This is a genomic window from Streptomyces rubradiris (assembly GCF_016860525.1).
GTDB lineage: Bacteria > Actinomycetota > Actinomycetes > Streptomycetales > Streptomycetaceae > Streptomyces > Streptomyces rubradiris.
In genome coordinates, this window is sequence record NZ_BNEA01000015.1 from 2,119,835 (window position 1) to 2,138,753 (window position 18,919).

Sequence of the window (18,919 nt, forward strand, 5' to 3'; positions counted from 1 at the left end):
GAAGCCTCAGGTCAGCGGCCCTTTTCGGCAGGTTCCAGGATCGCCACGCACTCCACATGATGCGTCATCGGAAACAGATCGAACGCCCGCAGCGTCCGTACCCGGTAGCCGCCCTCGCGGAAGTACCCCAAGTCCCGGGCCAGCGCAGCGGGATCGCAGGCGACGTAGGCGATGCGGCGGGCGCCGAGGGTGGAGAGGTGGGCGACCGTCTTGCGGCCGGCGCCCGCCCTCGGGGGGTCGAGGACGATGAGGTCGACCTCGGTGATGCCGGTACGCGGCAGGACCGATTCGACCTTGCCCTGCTCGACGCGGACCCGCGGGAAGTCGGCCAGGTTGTGCCGCGCGTCCTCCACCGCCCGCTTGCCCGACTCGATGCCGAGGACCGCGCCCTGCTCGCCGAGGCGGTCGGCGAGGGCACCGGCGAAGAGGCCGACGCCGCAGTAGAGGTCCAGGGCCATGTCACCCTTGCGCGGCAGCAGGCCCTGCATCACCGCTGTGACCAGCGTGTCCGCCGCCTTCGGATGGACCTGCCAGAAACCGCCGCCGCCCACCCGGTACGTACGGCCGTCCGCCCGTTCGCGGACGAAGGGGCGGCCGTGGACGCGGTGCACCCCACCGGACTTCTCGTCCACCCGCAGGACCGACACCGGCCGGTCCAGCTCGACCAGCGGCAGGCGGGCGCCGGGGCGCGGGGTGAGGACCACCTGGCGGTCCTGGGAGCCGGTCGCCGCGATCGCCTCGACCGACTCCATGCCGGTCCAGTCCCGCTTCTCGATGCCCAGCTCGCTCACGCCCGCCGCGGCGATCATGCAGTGGTCGATCGGCTCGACCTCGTGCGAGCGGTGCCGGCGCAGGCCCGCCTTGCCCGTCGAGGCGTCCACCGCGTACTGCACCCGCGTGCGCCACTGCGGCACCTGGCCGGCGGGCAGCTTGTCGCCCTCGGCCGGGACCACCGTGCCGTCCCAGCCCGCCTCCTCCGGGGTGAGGCCGGCCAGCCGCTGGAGCTGCTCGGCGATCACATCGGCCTTGAGGCGGCGCTGGGCGCCCGGCTTGGCGTGCTGCCAGTCGCAGCCGCCGCAGCGGCCGGGGCCGGCGAAGGGGCAGGGGGCCTCGATGCGGTCCTTGGACGGCTCCAGGATTCGTACGGCGTCCGCGCGCAGGAAACGCGCGCCCTCCTCGCCCTCGGTCACCCGGGCCACGACCCGCTCGCCGGGCAGCGCGTGCCGCACGAACAGCACCTGGCCCTCGGACGTACGGGCGATGCAGTGGCCGCCGTGGGCGACGGGGCCGACCTCGACCTCGTACTCCTCACCCACCAGAGACACCGGAGACTTGGTCGGTTCTGCCTGCATGGTGGGACGACTCCAGATCGAAGAGAGGGAAGGGAAGGGAAGGGAAGGGATGAGAAGGAAGTGCGAAGGAGGGGGGAGAGAGGGGCGGGGGCGGTCGGCCGACGGTCGACAGCCCACCAGTCTACGGCCTTCCCGTACCCTTCGGTTCCCACCGGAAGTCCCGCCGGTCCGCTCCCTTCGGTTCACACCGGAAGTCCCGCCGGACCCCTCCCCCCTCAGTCCTCCCCCCTCAGTCCTCCCCCCTCAGTCCTTCCCCGACGGCTCCTTGGCCCGTTCCACGGCCGGGCCCCGGCGGACCGCGCCCGGGGCGTTCCACTCCTGGCGCTTGCGGGCGCGGGCGCGGGCGGCCTCGGAGGAGGCGAGCTGGTAGGGGACGGAGGTGACCATCACGCCGGGGGTGAAGAGCAGGCGGCCCTTCAGGCGCAGGGCGCTCTGGTTGTGCAGCAGGTGCTCGTACCAGTGGCCGACCACGTACTCGGGGATGATCACGGAGATCGCGTCGCGCGGAGACTCCTTGCGCAGGCTCTTGACGTACTCGATCACCGGGCGGGTGATCTCCCGGTACGGCGAGTCCAGCACCTTCAGCGGTACGTCGATCCTGCGCCGCTCCCACTCCTCGCGCAGTGCCTTGGTCTCGGCCGGGTCGACGTTGACGGTCAGCGCCTCCAGGGTGTCCGAGCGCATCAGCTTGGCGTAGGCGAGGGCGCGCAGCGTGGGCCGGTGGATCTTGGAGATGAGGACGACGGAGTGCACCCGGGAGGGGCGGACCATGTCGTCGCTCGGGCCCTCGGGCGCGGCGATCTCCTCGGCGACCCGGTCGTAGTGCTTCCGGATCGCGGTCATCGTCGCGTAGAAGATGCACATGCCGAGCAGGGCCACCCAGGCGCCGTGCGTGAACTTGGTGACCAGCACGACCACCAGCACCAGGCCGGTGAAGAAGGCGCCGAACGCGTTGATCGCGCGGGAGCGGATCATGTGGCTGCGCTTGGCCGGGTCCTTCTCGGTGGCGAGGTGGCGGTTCCAGTGCCGGACCATGCCGGTCTGGCTGAGCGTGAAGGACACGAACACGCCGACGATGTACAGCTGGATCAGGCGGGTGGAGTCGGCGCCGTAGATGAACACCAGCAGCATGGCCGCGCCGGCGAGCAGCACGATGCCGTTGGAGAAGGCGAGCCGGTCGCCGCGGGTGTGCAGCTGGCGCGGCAGGTAGCGGTCCTGGGCGAGGATCGAGCCGAGCAGCGGGAAGCCGTTGTACGCGGTGTTGGCGGCCAGGAACAGCACCAGCGCGGTGGCGGCGGCGAGCAGGATGAACAGGAAGCTGCCCTTGCCGAAGACCGCCTCGGCGACCTGCGAGATCACCGGGTTCTGGACGTAGTCGGGGCCGACCGGGACGCCGTGGTGCAGCAGGTCGGTGGCCGGGGTCTCGGCCATGCGGACCTTCGTCGTCATCGCGAGGGCGATGATGCCGCAGAACATGGTGACGGCGAGCAGGCCCATCATCGCGAGCGTGGTCGCCGCGTTCTTCGACTTGGGCTTGCGAAAGGCCGGGACCCCGTTGGAGATCGCCTCGACGCCGGTGAGGGCCGCGCAGCCGGAGGAGAAGGCGCGCAGCAGCAGGAAGACCAGCGCGAAGCCGGCGAGGCCCTGGTGCTCGGCCTTGATGTGGTAGTCGGCCGTGGGGGCGCGCATGGTGTCGCCGAGGACCAGGCCCCGGAAGGCGCCCCAGAGGATCATGATGAAGACGCCGCCGACGAACACGTACGTCGGGATCGCGAAGAGCTTGCCGGACTCCTTCACGCCGCGCAGGTTCATCAGCGTCAGCAGCACGATCACGGCGACCGCGCAGAGCACCTTGTGCTCGACGACGAAGGGGACCGCGGAGCCGAGGTTCTCGATGCCGGAGGAGATGGAGACGGCGACGGTCAGGACGTAGTCCACCAGCAGGGCGCTGGCCACGGTGAGCCCGGCCTGGGGGCCGAGGTTGGTGGTGGCGACCTCGTAGTCGCCGCCGCCGCTCGGGTAGGCGTGCACGTTCTGCCGGTAGGAGGCGACCACGGTGAACATCAGCACGACGACCGCGACGGCGATCCAGGGGCTGAAGTGGTACGCCGACACGCCCGCGATGGACAGGACCAGCAGGACCTCCCCCGGCGCGTAGGCGACGGAGGACAGCGGGTCGGAGGCGAAGACGGGGAGTGCGATGCGCTTCGGCAGGAGGGTTTCCCCCAGCCGGTCACTGCGCAGTGCGCGCCCGATCAGGATCCGTTTGGGCACGTCGGTCAGTTTGGACACGAGAGAGGATCGTAAGCCTTCGAACTGGCACCCGCCCACCCGGCGTGCTGTATCTGCCTCACGAGTGAAATCGGGGGCGCGCGGAACTTCGGAATCCGTGGTGGCGGGTGCCCGCCGCGCCTGGGCGCAAACGCCGCCTGTCGTCGCGCGCCGGGGCGTGCCCGCGCGCGTCCGCGGTGCCGATCCGGACACCGCCGGTCCCCTCCGGCCTCGGAATCCAGACGTCGCGGGCGTGCTCAGGATCACTCGCCGTGTCACTCGCCGGCGGCCCGCTCCGTGCCGGGCGGGGGGTACGGAGCGCGTGGCGCCCGTGTGTAGCTTTGGGCCTCTGTCTGAGACCCTGATGCTTGAGCAGTAACTTTTGGACACCGGAAGGACGGTCGTGCACATCGTCATCATGGGCTGCGGAAGAGTGGGTTCCGCTCTTGCCCAGACCCTGGAGCAACAGGGCCACACGGTCGCCGTGATCGACCAGGACCCCACCGCCTTCCGCCGGCTGGGCCCGGGCTTCGGGGGCCGCCGGGTCACCGGCGTCGGCTTCGACCAGGACACCCTGCGCGAGGCGGGCATCGAGGAGGCCGGCGCCTTCGCCGCGGTCTCCAGCGGTGACAACTCCAACATCATCTCCGCGCGGGTGGCCCGCGAGATGTTCGGCGTGGAGAACGTGGCGGCCCGCATCTACGACCCCCGGCGCGCCGAGGTCTACCAGCGGCTGGGCATCCCCACCGTGGCCACGGTCCGCTGGACCGCCGACCAGATGCTGCGCCGGCTGCTGCCCTCGGGCGCCGAGCCGCTGTGGCGCGACCCCACCGGCGGGGTGCAGCTCGCCGAGGTGCACGCCTCCCCGAAGTGGGTCGGCCACAAGATCAGCAAGCTCCAGGAGGAGACGGGCGTCCGGGTGGCGTTCCTGACCCGGCTGGGCGAGGCGGTCCTGCCCACCTCCCAGACGGTGCTGCAGGAGGGCGACCTCGTGCACGTGATGATGCGGACGGACGACGTGGACAAGGTCGAGGCGGCGTTCGCCGGGGGCCCGGAAGAGGAGGGCGGTCACTGATGAGGGTCGCCATTGCCGGGGCCGGCGCGGTCGGCCGCTCGATCGCGGGCGAGCTGCTGGAGAACGGCCACGAGGTCCTGCTGATCGACAAGGCGCCGACCGCCATCTCGGTCGAGCGCGTCCCGCAGGCGGAGTGGCTGCTCGCCGACGCCTGTGAGATCACCTCCCTGGACGAGGCGGCGCTCCAGCGCTGCAACGTCGTGATCGCCGCGACCGGCGACGACAAGGTGAACCTGGTCGTCTCGCTGCTGGCGAAGACCGAGTACGGCGTCCCGCGCGTCGTCGCCCGGGTGAACAACCCCAAGAACGAGTGGCTGTTCAACGAGGCATGGGGCGTGGACGTGGCCGTCTCCACCCCGCGGCTGATGTCCGCCCTGGTCGAGGAGGCGGTGAGCGTGGGCGACCTGGTCCGGCTGCTGCGCTTCAGCCACGGCGACGCCAACCTGGTGGAGCTGACCCTGCCGGAGGAGTCGGCCCTGGCCGGCACTCAGGTGGGGGACGTGGAGTGGCCGCAGGACACCTCCCTGGTCACGATCATCCGCGGCACCCGGGTGCTGACCCCTTCCAAGGAGGACTCCCTGGAGCCGGGTGACGAGCTGCTGTTCGTGGCCGCCCAGGCCCGGGAGGAGCAGCTGGAGGAACTGCTGTCGGTGCGGCGCGAGAGCTGAGCCCAGGCACGCGGAGGGGCGCCCTTGGTGACAAGGGCGCCCCTCTCGTCGTACGACGGCCGCTCACGCCTCCCGGCGGTGCCGCCCCGCGTTCGGCTCACCGGTCTCAACGGTCTCGGCGGCGAGGGCCGCCTCGCGCGCCTTCTCGGCCTGCTCCGCCTTCTCCTGGGCCTCCATCTCCGCGAACACGTCGATGGGCGCGGGTGCCTTCGCCAGGAAGACCCAGGTCAGCCAGACCGCGAGCAGGAACGGCGGGATCTTCAGGGCGACCAGGACCCAGCCGAGCTGGGTGGTGTCGGCCCACCAGTACAGCGGGAAGAGGATCGCGCACTTGGCGAGCAGGATCAGGCCCCAGGCCCAGCTGGCCTTGGTGTACGCCTTCTTGCGGCCCGGGTTGCGGGTGCGCCAGGAGAGGTTCTCCTTGAAGACCGGGCCCAGGATGAGGCCGATCAGGGGGACCCCGGCGAGGGCGGTGACGATGTACGCCACGGCCAGGCCGAGCGTGTAGAGCATGCCGGGGAGGTAGAAGTCCTTGGCGTTGCCGGTGAACATCGCGAAGACGACGCCGAAGGCCACCCCGAAGACGCCGCTGAAGGCGTGCTTGACGGTGTCCCGCATGGCCAGCCGGACCACGACCAGCACCAGGGAGACCGCCAGCGCGGCGATCGCGGACAGGTGCAGGTCCTTGTTGATCGTGAAGATCGCGACGAAGAGCAGGCCCGGCACGACCGTCTCGACCATGCCGCGGACCCCGCCGAAGGCCTCGAAGAGCGCCGCCTCGGTCACCGCGCGGGCGTCTTGGGGCTGAGTCTGGTCGGTGTCTTCGGTCGGCTTGTCGAGGGACGTCACCGGCTACTCCCGTCCGAGGGGTCGCAGTTCGTATTTCGGGTTGAACAGCACCCGGCGGCCCCGGCTCATCGAGATCCGGCCCGATGCGATCAGCTTGCGCCCCGGTTCTATCCCGACGATGGAACGCCTGCCGAGCCACACGACGTCCAGGGCGGCGGAGCCGTCGAAGAGTTCGGCCTCCAGGGCCGGGACTCCGGCGCGCGGGCGCAGGGTGACCGTGCGCAAGGTACCAGTTACGGTGACGATCTGCCGGTCGTGGCAGTCGCCTATCTTGATGCAGCCTGCCGTCTCGGCGTCTTCGCGCAGCTCCTCGGACTCCAGGTCCTCCTGCGACGAGGAGAGCCGGTCGAGCATGCGCCGGAACCGGCCGGCCGGCTTTTCGGAACGAGGGACAGCAGTCATATGTGAAGCGTACCGGGGCCGCCGACAGGGCCGACAGGGCGCTGAGAGCGCCCGCCGGCTCACTTCTCGAACCGGTATCCCATGCCCGGCTCCGTGATGAAGTGCCTCGGATGCGACGGGTCGGCCTCCAGCTTGCGGCGCAGCTGGGCCATGTACACCCGCAGGTAGTTGGTCTCGGTGCCGTACGACGGCCCCCACACCTCCTGCAGCAGCTGCTTCTGGCCGACGAGGCGGCCGGTGTTGCGCACCAGCACCTCCAGCAGGTGCCACTCGGTCGGGGTGAGCCGGACGTCCTTGCCGTCGCGGTGGACCTTCTTCGCGGCGAGGTCGACGGTGAAGCCCTCGGTCTCCACGGTCGTCAGGCCGTCCTCGCCCGACCCGGCCGGCTCGGCCCGGCGCACCGCGGCCCGCAGCCGGGCCAGCAGCTCGTCCATGCCGAACGGCTTGGTCACGTAGTCGTCGGCGCCCGCGTCCAGCGCCTCCACCTTCTCGTCCGAGGAGTGCCGGGCGGACAGCACCAGGATCGGCACCCGGGTCCAGCCGCGCAGGCCCCGGATCACCTCCACGCCGTCCATGTCGGGCAGGCCCAGGTCGAGGACGACCACGTCGGGGTGGCGGGAGGCGGCGAGTTCGAGCGCGGCCCTGCCGTCGGGGGCAGCGTCCACCTCGTACGCGCGTGCCTTGAGGTTGATCACGAGGGCGCGCACGATCTGCGGCTCGTCGTCGACCACGAGCACCCGGGTCATATGGTGTGCCTTTCCGGTTCGGTACGAAACTCCGCGGCGGGGAGCGGCTCGGGGCGCGGGCCCGCCGCGCACAGGCTCAGCACCATGGTGAGCCCGCCGCCCGGCGTGTCCTCCGCGGTGAGGGTGCCGCCCATGGCCTCGGCGAAGCCCCGGGCGACCGCGAGGCCGAGCCCGACGCCGGCGCCGCGCGGAGCGTCGCCGTAGCGCTGGAAGGGCTCGAAGATCCGCTCCTTGGCCTCGTCCGGCACGCCCGGGCCGCGGTCCACCACGCGCACCTCGACCCGGTCGGCGATGGCGCTCGCGGCCACCAGGACGCGCCGCCCGGGTGGACTGTACTTGACGGCGTTCTCGACCAGGTTGGCCACCGACCGCTCCAGCAGCCCGGGGTCCACGGCGACCATCGGCAGCGTCTCGGGCACGTCCAGGTCGACGCTGTCCTCGGGCACGCCGCCCAGGGCCATCGGTACGACCTCGTCCACGTCGATCTCGCGGATCAGCGGCGTCACCGTGCCGGTCTGGAGGCGGGACATGTCGAGGAGGTTGCCCACCAGGTGGTCGAGCCGGTCGGCGCCCTCCTCGATGCCCTTCAGCAGCTCGGCCTGGTCCTCCTCGGACCAGGCCACGTCGTCGGAGCGCAGGGAGGTCACGGCGGCCTTGATGCCGGCCAGCGGGGTGCGCAGATCGTGGCTGACGGCGGCCAGCAGGGCGGTGCGGATGCGGTTGCCCTCGGCGAGCGCGCGGGCCTGGTCGGCCTCCTCCTGGAGGCGCCGGCGCTCCAGGACCACGGCGGCCTGGGCGGCGAAGGCGGCCAGCACCCGGCGGTCCGCGGCGGGCAGCACCCGGCCGGTGAGCGCGAGCGCCATGTGGTCGCCGACGGGCATGTCCACGTCGGCGTCCTCGGGGCGCTCCAGCGGCGGCCCGAAACCGGCCCGGCCCGCGCAGGTCCAGGGCGCCACGTCGCTCTCCCGCTCCAGCAGCGCGGCGGACTCCATGGCGAAGGTCTCGCGGACCCGTTCCAGCAGCTCCTCCAGGCTGGTCTCGCCGCGCAGCACGTTGCCGGCGAGGAAGGAGAGGATCTCCGACTCGGCACGCAGCCGGGCCGCCTGGTCGGTGCGCCGCGCGGCGAGGTCCACCACCGAGGCGACCGACATGCCCACCCCGAAGAAGATCGCGATGGCGACGATGTTCTTGGGGTCGGCGACGGTCAGCCGGTGCAGCGGCGGGGTGTAGAAGTAGTTCAGCAGCAGCGAGCCGAAGGCCGCCGAGGCCAGCGCGGGCAGCAGGCCGCCGAGCAGGGCCGCGGCCACGGTGACGGCCAGGAACAGCAGCATGTCGTTGGCGAGGCCGAGGCCGACGGTGTTCAGGCCGAGCGCGAGGACGACGGGGCCGGCCACTCCGACCGCCCAGCCCCACAGGATCCGGGCCCGGCCGAGCCGGCCGCCGCGGGCCACGGGCAGTCCCCGGCCCTTGGCGACCTCCTCGTGGGTGACGATGTGCACGTCCAGGTCGGGGCCGGAGTCGCGGGCGACCGTGGCGCCGACGCCGGGCCCGAAGACGTACTGCCAGGCCTTGCGGCGCGAGGAGCCCAGCACGATCTGGGTGGCGTTCACCCCGCGCGCGAAGTCGAGCAGCGCGGCCGGTATGTCGTCGCCGACCACGTGGTGGAACGTTCCGCCGAGGTCCTCCACGAGCGTGCGCTGGACGGCCAGCTCCTTCGGGGAGGCCGAGGTCAGCCCGTCGCTGCGGGCGATGTAGACGGCCATGACCTCGCCGCCGGCGCCCTTCTCGGCGAGCCGGGCGGCCCGGCGGATGAGGGTGCGTCCCTCGGGGCCGCCGGTCAGACCCACCACGATCCGCTCCCGGGAGCCCCATATCGCCGAGACCCGGTGCTCGCTGCGGTACTCGTTCAGGTACTCGTCGACCCGGTCGGCCACCCACAGCAGCGCCAGCTCGCGCAGGGCGGTCAGATTGCCGGGCCGGAAGTAGTTGGACAGGGCCGCGTCGACCTTGTCCGGCGCGTATATGTTGCCGTGCGCCATGCGGCGGCGCAGCGCCTGCGGGGACATGTCGACCAGCTCGATCTGGTCGGCCCGGCGTACGACCTCGTCGGGGACGGTCTCGCGCTGGCGCACCCCGGTGATCGACTCCACGATGTCGCCGAGTGATTCCAGGTGCTGGATGTTGACGGTGGAGACGACGTCGATACCGGCGGCCAGCAGCTCCTCCACGTCCTGCCAGCGCTTGGCGTTGCGGGAGCCCGGGACGTTGGTGTGGGCCAGCTCGTCCACGAGGGCGACGGCGGGGTCCCGGCGCAGCACGGCGTCCACGTCCATCTCCTCGAAGACGGCGCCCCGGTACTCCAGCCTCCTGCGCGGCACCTGCTCCAGGCCGTGCAGCAGCACCTCGGTGCGCGGCCTGCCGTGGTGCTCGACGAACGCCACCACACAGTCCGTGCCCCGCTCGGTACGGCGGTGTCCCTCAGCCAGCATGGCGTAGGTCTTGCCCACGCCCGGTGCCGCACCGAGGTAGATCCGAAGCGTGCCGCGTCCCATGCCCACATTGTCTTTCCGTGCCCGAAGTCTGCGCAGCGTCGACCTTACGGCCGCCCGGCTCGGTGATCCGGCCCGGAGGGACGAGCGGGGGGCAACTTTGACGCAACCCTGACGAGGCGCGCCCCGAAGGGGCGCGGGGAACTGCGCGAGCAACCAAGACGAACCCGCACCCGGCAACGGACAGGCACCCAGCCGACGCGACCCCGCAAAAAACGGGCCGCACCCTTCGAAGGCACGGCCCGTACATCCCTGCTGAACCCAGCGGAGCGTCTAGCGGACCTCGGTGATCTCCGGTCCCCGCTGCAACTGCCCCATCCCGCCGGAGAAGCGCGAGCCCTCCTCCTGCTGGACACCCTCGGGCACCATCTGCGCGTCGTTCGGCAGCTTGAGGACGATCGGGTCGCGCGGAGCCATCGGACCCTCGCCGCGCACCACGACGGTGTCGCGGAAGATCTGCTCCAGCAGCCCGGCGGCCTCCGGCTGCACCGCGCCCTGCCCGGAGATCACACCGCGCAGGAACCAGCGCGGGCCGTCCACGCCGACGAACCGGACGACCTGGAAGCCTCCGGTGCCGTCGGGCAGCTGCACCGGCACCCGGGCGCGCAGCTCCCAGCCGAGCGGGCCCTCGACCTCGTCGACGATGCCACCCTGCTGGGTGATGCCGGAGGCGATCTCCTCGCGTACCTCGCCCCAGATGCCCTCGCGCTTGGGCGCGGCGAACGCCTGGAGCTGGATGGCGCTGTCGCGCAGCACGACGGTGGCGGCGACGATGGCGTCCCCGGCGACCTCGACCCGCAGCTCCATGCCGTCGACGCCCGGCACGAACAGTCCGCCGAGGTCCACGCGGCCCTCGGCCGGGTCGCGCACCTCGCTGCTGTCCCACGGCCCGTCGGGCCGGGGCCCGGGCTCCAGCCGGAGGCGCTCGCTCCCGGCCTCCTCTTCCTCCGCCTCGGTGTCGACGCTGTCGACGACCTGCTCGGCCTCGCCGGCCGCGTCCTCGGCGGCACCCTTCTTCTTGCGACGTCCGAACACGTCACTGTCCTTCCCGGTCGGATACGACCGAAGCGTATCGATTCCCACCCGTCGGACCGCCTACGGCGGCCTGACCGCTTGTGCCGCTGTCGCCGCCCACCGCGGCATGGCCACCGGTGGACCCGAAGCCCCCCTCGGCCCGCGCCGAGCCGGGAAGTTCCGCGACCTCCTGGAAGCGGACCCTCTCGACCTGCTGGACGACCAGTTGGGCAATCCGGTCGAAGCGCTCGAACCGCACGCTCTCGCGCGGGTCGAGATTCACCACGATCACCTTGATCTCCCCACGGTACCCGGCATCAACCGTCCCCGGGGCATTCACGAGGGCGACACCGCAGCGGGCGGCGAGACCGGACCGCGGGTGCACGAACGCCGCGTACCCCTCCGGGAGGGCGATCGACACTCCCGTGGGCAGCACGGCGCGCTCGCCGGGCGCCAGCTCGCAGGGTTCGGTGGTGCGCAGATCGGCCCCGGCGTCACCCGGGTGTTCGTACGCCGGGAGCGGGACGTCGGGGTCCACCCGGCGGATCAGCACGTCGAGAGGGCTACGGCTCACGGGTTCACCTCGAAGGCGCGGGTGCGCCGGATCTGGTCCGGGTCGTTCATGGCGGCCTGGATCTCCTCCCGGCGGCCGTGGTCGATGAAGTGGTCCACCTTGACCTCGATGAAGAGGGCGTCGGCGCGGACGGCGACCGGGCCGTCCGGGCCGCCGACGCGTCCGGTGGCGGTGCAGTAGATCTTGCGCCCGGCGACGGCGGTGACCTCGGCGGAAAAGAACAGCGTGGCACCCACGGGCACGGGCCGGACGAAGTCCGTCTCCAGGCGTCCGGTCACGGCGATGGTGCGCAGCAGCCAGTTCAGCGAGCCGAGGGTCTCGTCCAGGGCCGCGGCGAGCACTCCGCCGTGGGCGAGCCCCGGGGCACCCTGGTGGACGGGGCGCACGGTGAACTCGGCGGTCAGCGACACGCCCTCGCCGGCCCGGACCTCCAGGTGCAGCCCGTGCGGCTGGCCGGGCCCGCAGCCGAAACAGTGTTCGTAGTGGGCGCCGAGGAGTTCCCCGGGCGCGGGCGCGTCGGGGTGCCGTATGGGCTTGCCCGCGTCGGCGGGGGGCTGAAGAGCTGCGGAACTACCACTCACAGGCGCAGACCTTACCCGCGCATCGGCCGACTACGGATCCCATGCCAAGCTAGGTTTCATGCAGCTCTCCGCCACCCCCTACGAAGAACGTCTCACGGCTCCCCGCTCGTGGTGGGTGATCAGCCTCCTGGTGGGCGTCTCGCTCGCCCTGATCCTGCTGCCGTTCGGCACCCTGCCCCTGCTCGGCGGCCTGGTCGGCGGTACGGCCGCGGCGGCCGTGGTGGCGAGCGCCTACGGCTCGCCGCGCATCCGGGTCGTGGGGGACTCCCTGATCGCCGGCGAGGCCAAACTGCCGGTGTCGGCGCTGGGCGCGACGGAGATCCTGGACGCCGAGGAGGCCCGCGCCTGGCGGACGTACAAGGCGGACACCCGCGCCTTCCTGCTGCTGCGCGCCTACATCCCCACGGCCCTGCGCGTGGAGGTCACCGACCCGGAGGACCCGACGCCGTACCTGTACCTGTCGACGCGGGAGCCGCGGAAGCTCGCCGCGGCGATCGACGCGGCACGCAAGGCGCACGCCTGAAACGCACGCCTGGCCGGCGCCCGGCTAGGCGTCTTCGGGAGGCTCGGGCAGCTCCAGCGGTCGCTCCGGCTTCTCCAGCGGGGGCAGCTCCGGCAGCTCGTCCCAGGGCACCCGCATCCTGCGCAGGTCCGCCCGGACGCGGTCGGCGAGCCTCTTGGTCTCCCGGCGGTTCACCACCGCCCCGACCGCGGCCCCGACCAGGAACGGCGTCAGGTTGGGCAGGTTGCGCACCATCCGCTTCATGATCCGCTGGCGCAGTTCGCGCTTCATCCGGCCGCCGAGGGCCGTGTCGTAGGTCGACGGCTTCGTCACGTCGATGCCGCGCTCCCCCGACCAGGAGGACAGATACGCGGCGGTACGGGCCTTCGGGCCGCCGGGCGGGCGCAGGCCGTAGACCTCGTGCAGTTCGGCGATCAGCTTCAGCTCGATCGCGGCGACCCCGGTGATCTCCGCGGCCAGTTCGGTCGGCATGGCCGGGGGTACCGGCAGCATCGCCGCCGCCCCGATACCGGCGCCGACCGTGGAGGTGCCGGCCGCCGCGCCCTTCACCAGCTTGTCGGCCAGCTCCTCGGGGCCGAGGCCGGGGAACTGGCGGCGCAGGGTCGCGAGGTCGCGTACGGGGATGCGCGGGGCGATGTCGATGACGCGGTCCGCGAGGTGGGCGAGGCCCGCACGGGCCCGGCTGCCGCCCCTGCGGGCGCCTTCCCGGGCCAGGTCCCGGGCCTTGTCGCGGATCGCCGTCGCCCGGCGCCGGGCGACGGGCGCGGGGTACCGGTCCGGCGCCGGGGGGCCGTCCCGGTCCGCCGCCGGTCCGAGCGAGGCTCCCGCGCCGGGTGAGCCCCGCTCGTCGTCACGCGCGCCGTGCGGGCCGTCGAGCGGCCCTTGGTCCGCTTTCCCCAGGGGGAAGCGGCGCTTCCGGGGAGGGGTCGAGCCAGACATGGCCGACCCGTCCTCAGTCGCAGTCGCGGCAGATCGGCTGACCGTTCTTCTCCCGGGCCAGCTGGCTGCGGTGGTGCACCAGGAAGCAGCTCATGCAGGTGAACTCGTCCTGCTGCTTGGGCAGGACCCGGACGGCCAGTTCCTCGTTCGAGAGGTCGGCGCCGGGCAGCTCCAGGCCCTCTGCGGCCTCGAACTCGTCGACGTCCACCGCCGAGGTGGACTTGTCGTTCCTCCTGGCCTTCAGCTCTTCAAGGCTGTCCGAGTCGACGTCGTCGTCGGTCTTGCGTGGAGTGTCGTAATCGGTTGCCATATCGCTCTCCCCCTCTGGGTGTCTGCGGTGTTCTCCAGCGCACGTAACGCGTGAGAGGCCGGACTTGTGCCCGACCTGAAGCGGAGATTTTGCCTCACATCAAGGTCTGTTACTCAATCGACACCCAATCCGACCCCTCAGGAGTGATCGGCTTGGATGGCGGTGAGGACCGTACACGGTCCCGATGCCGCACCTCAAAGGCGCCCCTCCGTGTACTTCCCGTGAACAACGACCCTGAAAACCAGGACATTCCCGGCTTTCCATGCAGCATCATGATCACTCTCCGTGCATGGCCGGAAATCCGCTCATGTGACTGATCACACAATGGGGCGTCCGTTCGGCCGCTTGAAAATTCCGCGTAGAGCGAACACGGCCCGCGTGTGTCCCGTCCGCGTCACATGGGCAGAGTGACACGCATCTCCAGGCCCCCGCCCTCCCGGGGACGGGCGTGGATGTGGCCGCCGTGCGCCCGGGCCACGGACCGGACGATGGACAGGCCGAGACCCACGCCCTTGTCGCTGCCCGTGCGCTCGGTGCGCAGCCGGCGGAAGGGCTCGAAGAGGTTGTCGATCTCGTACGCCGGCACCACCGGCCCGGTGTTGGAGACCGTCAGCACCGCCTGCCCGTGCTCGACCTCGGTGTTCACCTCGACCCAGCCCTTGTCGGACACGTTGTAGCGCACCGCGTTCTGCACCAGGTTCAGCGCGATCCGCTCCAGCAGCACGCCGTTGCCCTGGACCACGGCCGGTCGGCGCTCGCCCTGGACGGACACCCCCTTGGCCTCCGCCTCGGCGTGCACCTGGTCGATGGCCTGCGTGGCGACCTCGGCCAGGTCGACCGGTTTTCGCTCCACGATCTGGTTGTCGCTGCGGGCCAGCAGCAGCAGGCCCTCGACCAGCTGTTCGCTGCGCTCGTTCGTGGCCAGCAGCGTCTTGCCGAGCTGCTGGAGCTCCACCGGCGCGTTCGGGTCCGACAGGTGCACCTCAAGGAGCGTGCGGTTGATCGCGAGCGGGGTGCGCAGCTCGTGCGAGGCGTTCCCGACGAAGCGCTGCTGCGCCGTGAAGGCCCGCTGGAGCCGCTCCAGCATGTCGTCGAAGGTGTCCGCCAGCTCCTTCAGCTCGTCGTCGGGGCCGTCCAGCTCGATGCGGCGGGACAGGTCCGAGCCGGCCACCTGGCGGGCGGTGCGGGTGATCCGGCCGAGCGGGGACAGCACCCGGCCGGCCATGGCGTACCCGAACGCGAAGGCGATCACGGCCAGCCCCAGCAGGGCCAGCAGGGACCGGCTGAGCAGGTTGTCCAGAGCCGCCTGGCGCTGCTGGTCGACGCAGCGGGCGATCGCCTCGTTGAAGTCCGACAGCGGCACCGGGCCCGAGTTGATCGCGGTGACCGCGGGGCAGTTGTCGCTGGTGACCTTGATCGCCGAACCGCTGACGATCTTGAACAGCGGCTGGTTGCCGGTGCTGATCGCCTGCGCGGCCAGCAGGTAGATGATCGACAGCAGCAGGATGCCGGCGATCAGGAACATGCCGCCGTACAGCAGCGTCAGCCGTATGCGGATCGTGGGACGCAGCCACGGGAAGGGCGGCTGCGGCCTCCTGGGATCCCAGGTGGGCTTCGGCGGCGCCTGGGGCGGCGCGGGTGTCGCGGCCACCGGGATCAGATCCGGTAGCCGGAGCCGGGGACGGTGACGATGACCGGCGGCTCGCCCAGCTTGCGGCGCAGGGTCATCACCGTCACCCGCACCACGTTGGTGAACGGGTCGGTGTTCTCGTCCCAGGCCTTCTCCAGCAGCTGCTCCGCCGAGACGACGGCGCCCTCGCTGCGCATCAGCACCTCCAGCACCGCGAACTCCTTGGGCGCGAGCTGGACCTCCTTGCCGTCGCGGAAGACCTCGCGGCGGTTGGGGTCGAGCTTGATGCCGGCGCGCTCCAGGACCGGCGGCAGGGGCACGCTGGTACGGCGGCCGAGGGCCCGCACGCGCGCGATCAGCTCGCTGAACGCGAACGGCTTGGGCAGATAGTCGTCGGCGCCGATCTCCAGGCCTTCGACACGGTCGCTGACGTCGCCGGAGGCGGTGAGCATCAGCACGCGCGTGGGCATGCCGAGCTCCACGATCCTGCGGCAGACGTCGTCGCCGTGCACGAGCGGGAGGTCGCGGTCGAGGACGACCACGTCGTAGTCGTTGACGCCGATGCGCTCCAGGGCGGCCGCACCGTCGTACACGACGTCGACGGCCATGGCCTCCCGGCGCAGTCCGGTGGCCACCGCATCGGCGAGCAGTTGCTCGTCCTCGACGACGAGTACGCGCACGTCGCTTGTCCTTCCTGTGTCCGCCCGCGTAGCGCGCAGCGGGCGCGTGCGGGCAGGGGTCTCGCGTTGGGGTGTGACCCCCATCCTGCCCTTTTCGGCCATAAGTCGGCTGTAAGGCGGTCCCCGGGACCGCAGGGACAGGGGTTGCGGGGCGGGAATACGAGAATTTCTCCCGCGGTTAGGTTTCCCCGGAGGGGAGCGGGGGGAGGACGGCTTTACACCCCGCGATCACGCTCTGCATGTGCCGCAGCACCATGCGGTACTCCGCCTTCCGCTCCGCAGAGCGGGCGTGGGTGTCCGGCACCGTCGCCGCCCGGCCGGGCAGCGCTGGGCACCCGCGAGACGTGATCGCCCCTTCCAAACGGCACAGCCCCGTGCCACCGACCCACGACCCAGGACGAGGGGGCGCAGCATGGACGCTTTCACCTCAGGACTTCTGCAGCGCATAAGGGCGACCGAGTCCGACCTTTCGCGGGCTCGTGACGAGGGCGACGACTTCCTTGTCGAAGTGGAGCAGGCGGAACTCGACGACCTGCGACGCCTCGCCGCCGAACACGGTGTGGAGGTCGGCGCGTCACGCGTCTGATCGGCCCGAGCGCGACAAGGGACCCCGGCGAATCCAGCGCCGGGGTCCCTTCGCGTGCGGCCGTCGGCCGGGCCTCGGACCGGGTCGGTCGGGCCGGGCCCCGGACCCGGTCAGTCGTGCCAGGCCCCGAAGTCCTCCAGCAGCCGCTGGAGCGGCTCGAAGACACCCGGGGAACCCGCCACCGTCAGCTCCCGTGAGGGCCGCTGTCCGGGCCGTCCGCCGGTCAGCGCGCCGGCCTCCCGGGCGATGAGGTCCCCGGCCGCGAAGTCCCACGGGTGCAGGCCCCGCTCGTAGTACCCGTCGAGCCGGCCGCAGGCCACGTCGCACAGGTCGACCGCCGCCGAGCCGCCGCGCCGGATGTCCCGCACCAGCGGGATCAGCCGGGCGGCCAGCCCGGCCTGGTGGGCACGGACCTCGGCGACGTAGTTGAAACCGGTGGAGACGAGCGCCTGGTCCAGCGGGGGCGCGGGCCGGCAGGCGAGCGCCCGCTCGCCCTCCCACGCGCCCGTGGCCCACGCGCCGCCGCCGCGCACCGCGTGGTACGTCTCGCCGCGCATCGGCGCCGCGACGACCCCGACGACGGTCTCGCCGTCCTGCTCGGCGGCGATGGACACCGCCCAGGTCGGCAGCCCGTACAGGTAGTTCACCGTGCCGTCCAGCGGGTCGATCACCCAGCGGACGCCGCTCGTGCCCTCGGCCGAGGCCCCCTCCTCGCCGAGGAAGCCGTCGTCGGGGCGCCGGCCGGAGATCAGATCGGTGATCAGCTTCTCGGCCGCGATGTCCATCTCGGTGACGACGTCCACGTCGCTGGACTTCGTCCTGGCCACGGCCAGGTCGCTGGGGCGGCCGTCGCGCAGCAGCTCGCCGGCCCGGCGTGCGGCCTCACGGGCGAGCGCGAGCAGGTCCCGGTGCAGGGGGTCGGTCACGGCTCTCCTCACGCGTAGGGGCTGTCGGCGCCCGCGGCGGCCGGGCGCGGGGCACGGGCCGGGCAGCAGCCGACCGGGCAGACGTCGTGGCTCGGGCCGAGGGCGCCCAGGGCGCAGGGGGTGACCTCCCGGCCGCGCTCCACGGCGGCCCGCTCCAGGATCAGCTCGCGGACGGCGGCGGCGAACCGCGGGTCGGCGCCCACGGTCGCCGAGCGGCGCACCGGCAGGCCCAGCTCCTCGGCCTTGGCCTTCGCCTCGGTGTCGAGGTCGTACAGGACCTCCATGTGGTCGGAGACGAAGCCGATGGGGGCCATGACGACGGCCGGGACGCCGGCCGCGTGCCGCTCCTCGAGGTGGTCGCAGATGTCGGGCTCCAGCCACGGGATGTGCGGGGCTCCGGAGCGGGACTGGTAGACGAGCTGCCAGGGGTGGTCGACGCCGGTGCGCTCGCGGACGGCGTCGGCGATCAGCCGGGCCACGTCCAGGTGCTGGGCCACGTAGGCGCCGCCGTCGCCGTGGGACTCGACGGGTCCGGAGGTGTCGGCGGCGGCGGTCGGGATGGAGTGGGTGGTGAAGGCGATGTGGGCCCCCGCGCGGACGTCCTCGGGCAGGTCGGCCAGGGCGCGCAGCACGCCGTCGATCATGGGCTCGACGAAGCCGGGGTGGTTGAAGTAGTGCCGCAGCTTGTCCACGGCCGGCACGTCCACGCCCTCGGCCTGGAGGGTGGCCAGCGCGTCGGCGAGGTTCTCGCGGTACTGGCGGCAGCCCGAGTAGGAGGCGTAGGCGCTGGTGGCCAGGACCAGGATGCGGCGGTGGCCGTCGGCGGCCATCTGCCGCAGGGTGTCGGTCAGATACGGCGCCCAGTTGCGGTTGCCCCAGTAGACGGGCAGGTCCAGGCCGTGTGCGGCGAAGTCCTCGCGCAGCGCCTGGAGCAGGGCGCGGTTCTGGTCGTTGATGGGGCTGACCCCGCCGAAGAGGAAGTAGTGCTGCCCCACTTCCTTGAGGCGTTCCTTGGGGATGCCGCGCCCGCGCGTGACGTTCTCCAGGAACGGGACCACGTCGTCGGGGCCTTCGGGGCCGCCGAAGGAGAGCAGGAGCAGGGCGTCGTACGGGGTGGCATCGAGCGCGTCTGGCATGGGTCGATCCTGCCACCCGGCACTGACAGCGGGGAAACAGCGGTGCGACGAGTCGGATTCGGGCCGTTGGTCCTCTTTATCCGCACAGGTTCCGGCCTTTTTGTCCGC

19 protein-coding genes are annotated in these 18,919 nt (G+C 71.8%); 4 read left to right on the forward strand and 15 right to left on the reverse strand.

Annotation, left to right across the window (positions count from 1 at the left end; translation table 11 throughout):
- Window positions 1–11 precede the first annotated feature (11 nt).
- Together Srubr_RS22555 and Srubr_RS22560 are read right to left on the reverse strand one after the other, a co-directional pair.
- Window positions 12–1,352, reverse strand: a complete 1,341-nt coding sequence (locus Srubr_RS22555; protein WP_189997224.1) for a class I SAM-dependent RNA methyltransferase — start codon at window positions 1,350–1,352, stop codon at window positions 12–14.
- A 243-nt stretch (window positions 1,353–1,595) separates the two neighbouring features.
- The gene (locus Srubr_RS22560; protein WP_189997225.1) at window positions 1,596–3,644 is read right to left on the reverse strand and encodes an APC family permease; all 2,049 of its coding nucleotides are present in this window, start codon (window positions 3,642–3,644) and stop codon (window positions 1,596–1,598) included.
- Window positions 3,645–4,026: 382 nt separating this feature from the next.
- Between Srubr_RS22560 and Srubr_RS22565 the strand changes: the two genes are divergently transcribed.
- Both Srubr_RS22565 and Srubr_RS22570 read left to right on the forward strand, forming a co-directional pair.
- Window positions 4,027–4,698, forward strand: coding sequence for a potassium channel family protein (locus Srubr_RS22565; RefSeq protein WP_189997226.1), 672 nt, complete (start codon window positions 4,027–4,029; stop codon window positions 4,696–4,698).
- Window positions 4,698–5,366: a potassium channel family protein gene (locus Srubr_RS22570; protein WP_030609167.1), complete on the forward strand. Its 669-nt coding sequence runs from the start codon at window positions 4,698–4,700 to the stop codon at window positions 5,364–5,366. The genes Srubr_RS22565 and Srubr_RS22570 overlap by 1 nt, the downstream gene beginning before the upstream one ends.
- Before the next feature lie 63 nt (window positions 5,367–5,429).
- Here the strand turns inward: Srubr_RS22570 and Srubr_RS22575 are convergent, their stop codons facing one another.
- From Srubr_RS22575 to Srubr_RS22605, 7 genes are all read right to left on the reverse strand, one after another.
- Window positions 5,430–6,215 carry a DUF3159 domain-containing protein gene (locus Srubr_RS22575; RefSeq protein WP_189997227.1) on the reverse strand — a complete coding sequence of 262 codons (786 nt, stop codon included), beginning with the start codon at window positions 6,213–6,215 and terminating at the stop codon, window positions 5,430–5,432.
- A gap of 3 nt (window positions 6,216–6,218) precedes the next feature.
- The gene (locus Srubr_RS22580; RefSeq protein WP_078844252.1) at window positions 6,219–6,617 is read right to left on the reverse strand and encodes an OB-fold nucleic acid binding domain-containing protein; all 399 of its coding nucleotides are present in this window, start codon (window positions 6,615–6,617) and stop codon (window positions 6,219–6,221) included.
- Window positions 6,618–6,676: 59 nt separating this feature from the next.
- The gene (locus tag Srubr_RS22585; RefSeq protein ID WP_189997228.1) at window positions 6,677–7,363 is read right to left on the reverse strand and encodes a response regulator; all 687 of its coding nucleotides are present in this window, start codon (window positions 7,361–7,363) and stop codon (window positions 6,677–6,679) included.
- On the reverse strand, window positions 7,360–9,915 hold the full coding sequence (locus tag Srubr_RS22590) for a sensor histidine kinase (RefSeq protein WP_189997229.1): 2,556 nt from the start codon (window positions 9,913–9,915) through the stop codon (window positions 7,360–7,362). The genes Srubr_RS22585 and Srubr_RS22590 overlap by 4 nt, the downstream gene beginning before the upstream one ends.
- A gap of 270 nt (window positions 9,916–10,185) precedes the next feature.
- Window positions 10,186–10,947, reverse strand: coding sequence for a DUF3710 domain-containing protein (locus tag Srubr_RS22595; protein ID WP_189997230.1), 762 nt, complete (start codon window positions 10,945–10,947; stop codon window positions 10,186–10,188).
- 1 nt (window position 10,948) lies between these two features.
- Window positions 10,949–11,500, reverse strand: a complete 552-nt coding sequence (gene dut / locus Srubr_RS22600; protein ID WP_030609154.1) for a dUTP diphosphatase — start codon at window positions 11,498–11,500, stop codon at window positions 10,949–10,951.
- Entirely contained in the window at window positions 11,497–12,081 is a 585-nt protein-coding gene (locus Srubr_RS22605; protein WP_189997231.1) for a PaaI family thioesterase, read from the reverse strand. The genes dut and Srubr_RS22605 overlap by 4 nt, the downstream gene beginning before the upstream one ends.
- A 58-nt stretch (window positions 12,082–12,139) precedes the next feature.
- Between Srubr_RS22605 and Srubr_RS22610 the strand changes: the two genes are divergently transcribed.
- Window positions 12,140–12,604 (forward strand): DUF3093 domain-containing protein, encoded by a 465-nt coding sequence (locus Srubr_RS22610; RefSeq protein ID WP_189997232.1) that lies wholly within the window; start codon window positions 12,140–12,142, stop codon window positions 12,602–12,604.
- Window positions 12,605–12,628: 24 nt separating this feature from the next.
- On the opposite strand, the gene Srubr_RS22615 is transcribed toward Srubr_RS22610, so the two are convergent.
- The 4 genes from Srubr_RS22615 to Srubr_RS22630 all read right to left on the reverse strand — a co-directional run bounded on the left by Srubr_RS22615 (window position 12,629) and on the right by Srubr_RS22630 (window position 16,163).
- Window positions 12,629–13,543, reverse strand: a complete 915-nt coding sequence (locus tag Srubr_RS22615) for a hypothetical protein (RefSeq protein ID WP_189997233.1) — start codon at window positions 13,541–13,543, stop codon at window positions 12,629–12,631.
- 13 nt (window positions 13,544–13,556) lie between these two features.
- Window positions 13,557–13,853 carry a DUF4193 domain-containing protein gene (locus Srubr_RS22620; RefSeq protein WP_005481602.1) on the reverse strand — a complete coding sequence of 99 codons (297 nt, stop codon included), beginning with the start codon at window positions 13,851–13,853 and terminating at the stop codon, window positions 13,557–13,559.
- 394 nt (window positions 13,854–14,247) lie between these two features.
- The gene (locus Srubr_RS22625) at window positions 14,248–15,504 is read right to left on the reverse strand and encodes a sensor histidine kinase (RefSeq protein ID WP_189997234.1); all 1,257 of its coding nucleotides are present in this window, start codon (window positions 15,502–15,504) and stop codon (window positions 14,248–14,250) included.
- A 5-nt stretch (window positions 15,505–15,509) separates the two neighbouring features.
- Window positions 15,510–16,163, reverse strand: coding sequence for a response regulator transcription factor (locus tag Srubr_RS22630; protein WP_007387794.1), 654 nt, complete (start codon window positions 16,161–16,163; stop codon window positions 15,510–15,512).
- 412 nt (window positions 16,164–16,575) lie between these two features.
- Between Srubr_RS22630 and Srubr_RS22635 the strand changes: the two genes are divergently transcribed.
- Window positions 16,576–16,749 carry a hypothetical protein gene (locus Srubr_RS22635; RefSeq protein WP_167345744.1) on the forward strand — a complete coding sequence of 58 codons (174 nt, stop codon included), beginning with the start codon at window positions 16,576–16,578 and terminating at the stop codon, window positions 16,747–16,749.
- A 110-nt stretch (window positions 16,750–16,859) separates the two neighbouring features.
- Here Srubr_RS22635 and Srubr_RS22640 read toward each other — a convergent pair whose 3' ends face one another.
- Window positions 16,860–17,675: an inositol monophosphatase family protein gene (locus Srubr_RS22640; protein ID WP_189997235.1), complete on the reverse strand. Its 816-nt coding sequence runs from the start codon at window positions 17,673–17,675 to the stop codon at window positions 16,860–16,862.
- Between the two features lie 8 nt (window positions 17,676–17,683).
- Complete coding sequence (locus Srubr_RS22645; RefSeq protein ID WP_189997236.1) at window positions 17,684–18,811, reverse strand: ferrochelatase; 1,128 nt, start codon at window positions 18,809–18,811, stop codon at window positions 17,684–17,686.
- Between the last annotated feature and the right edge of the window lie 108 nt (window positions 18,812–18,919).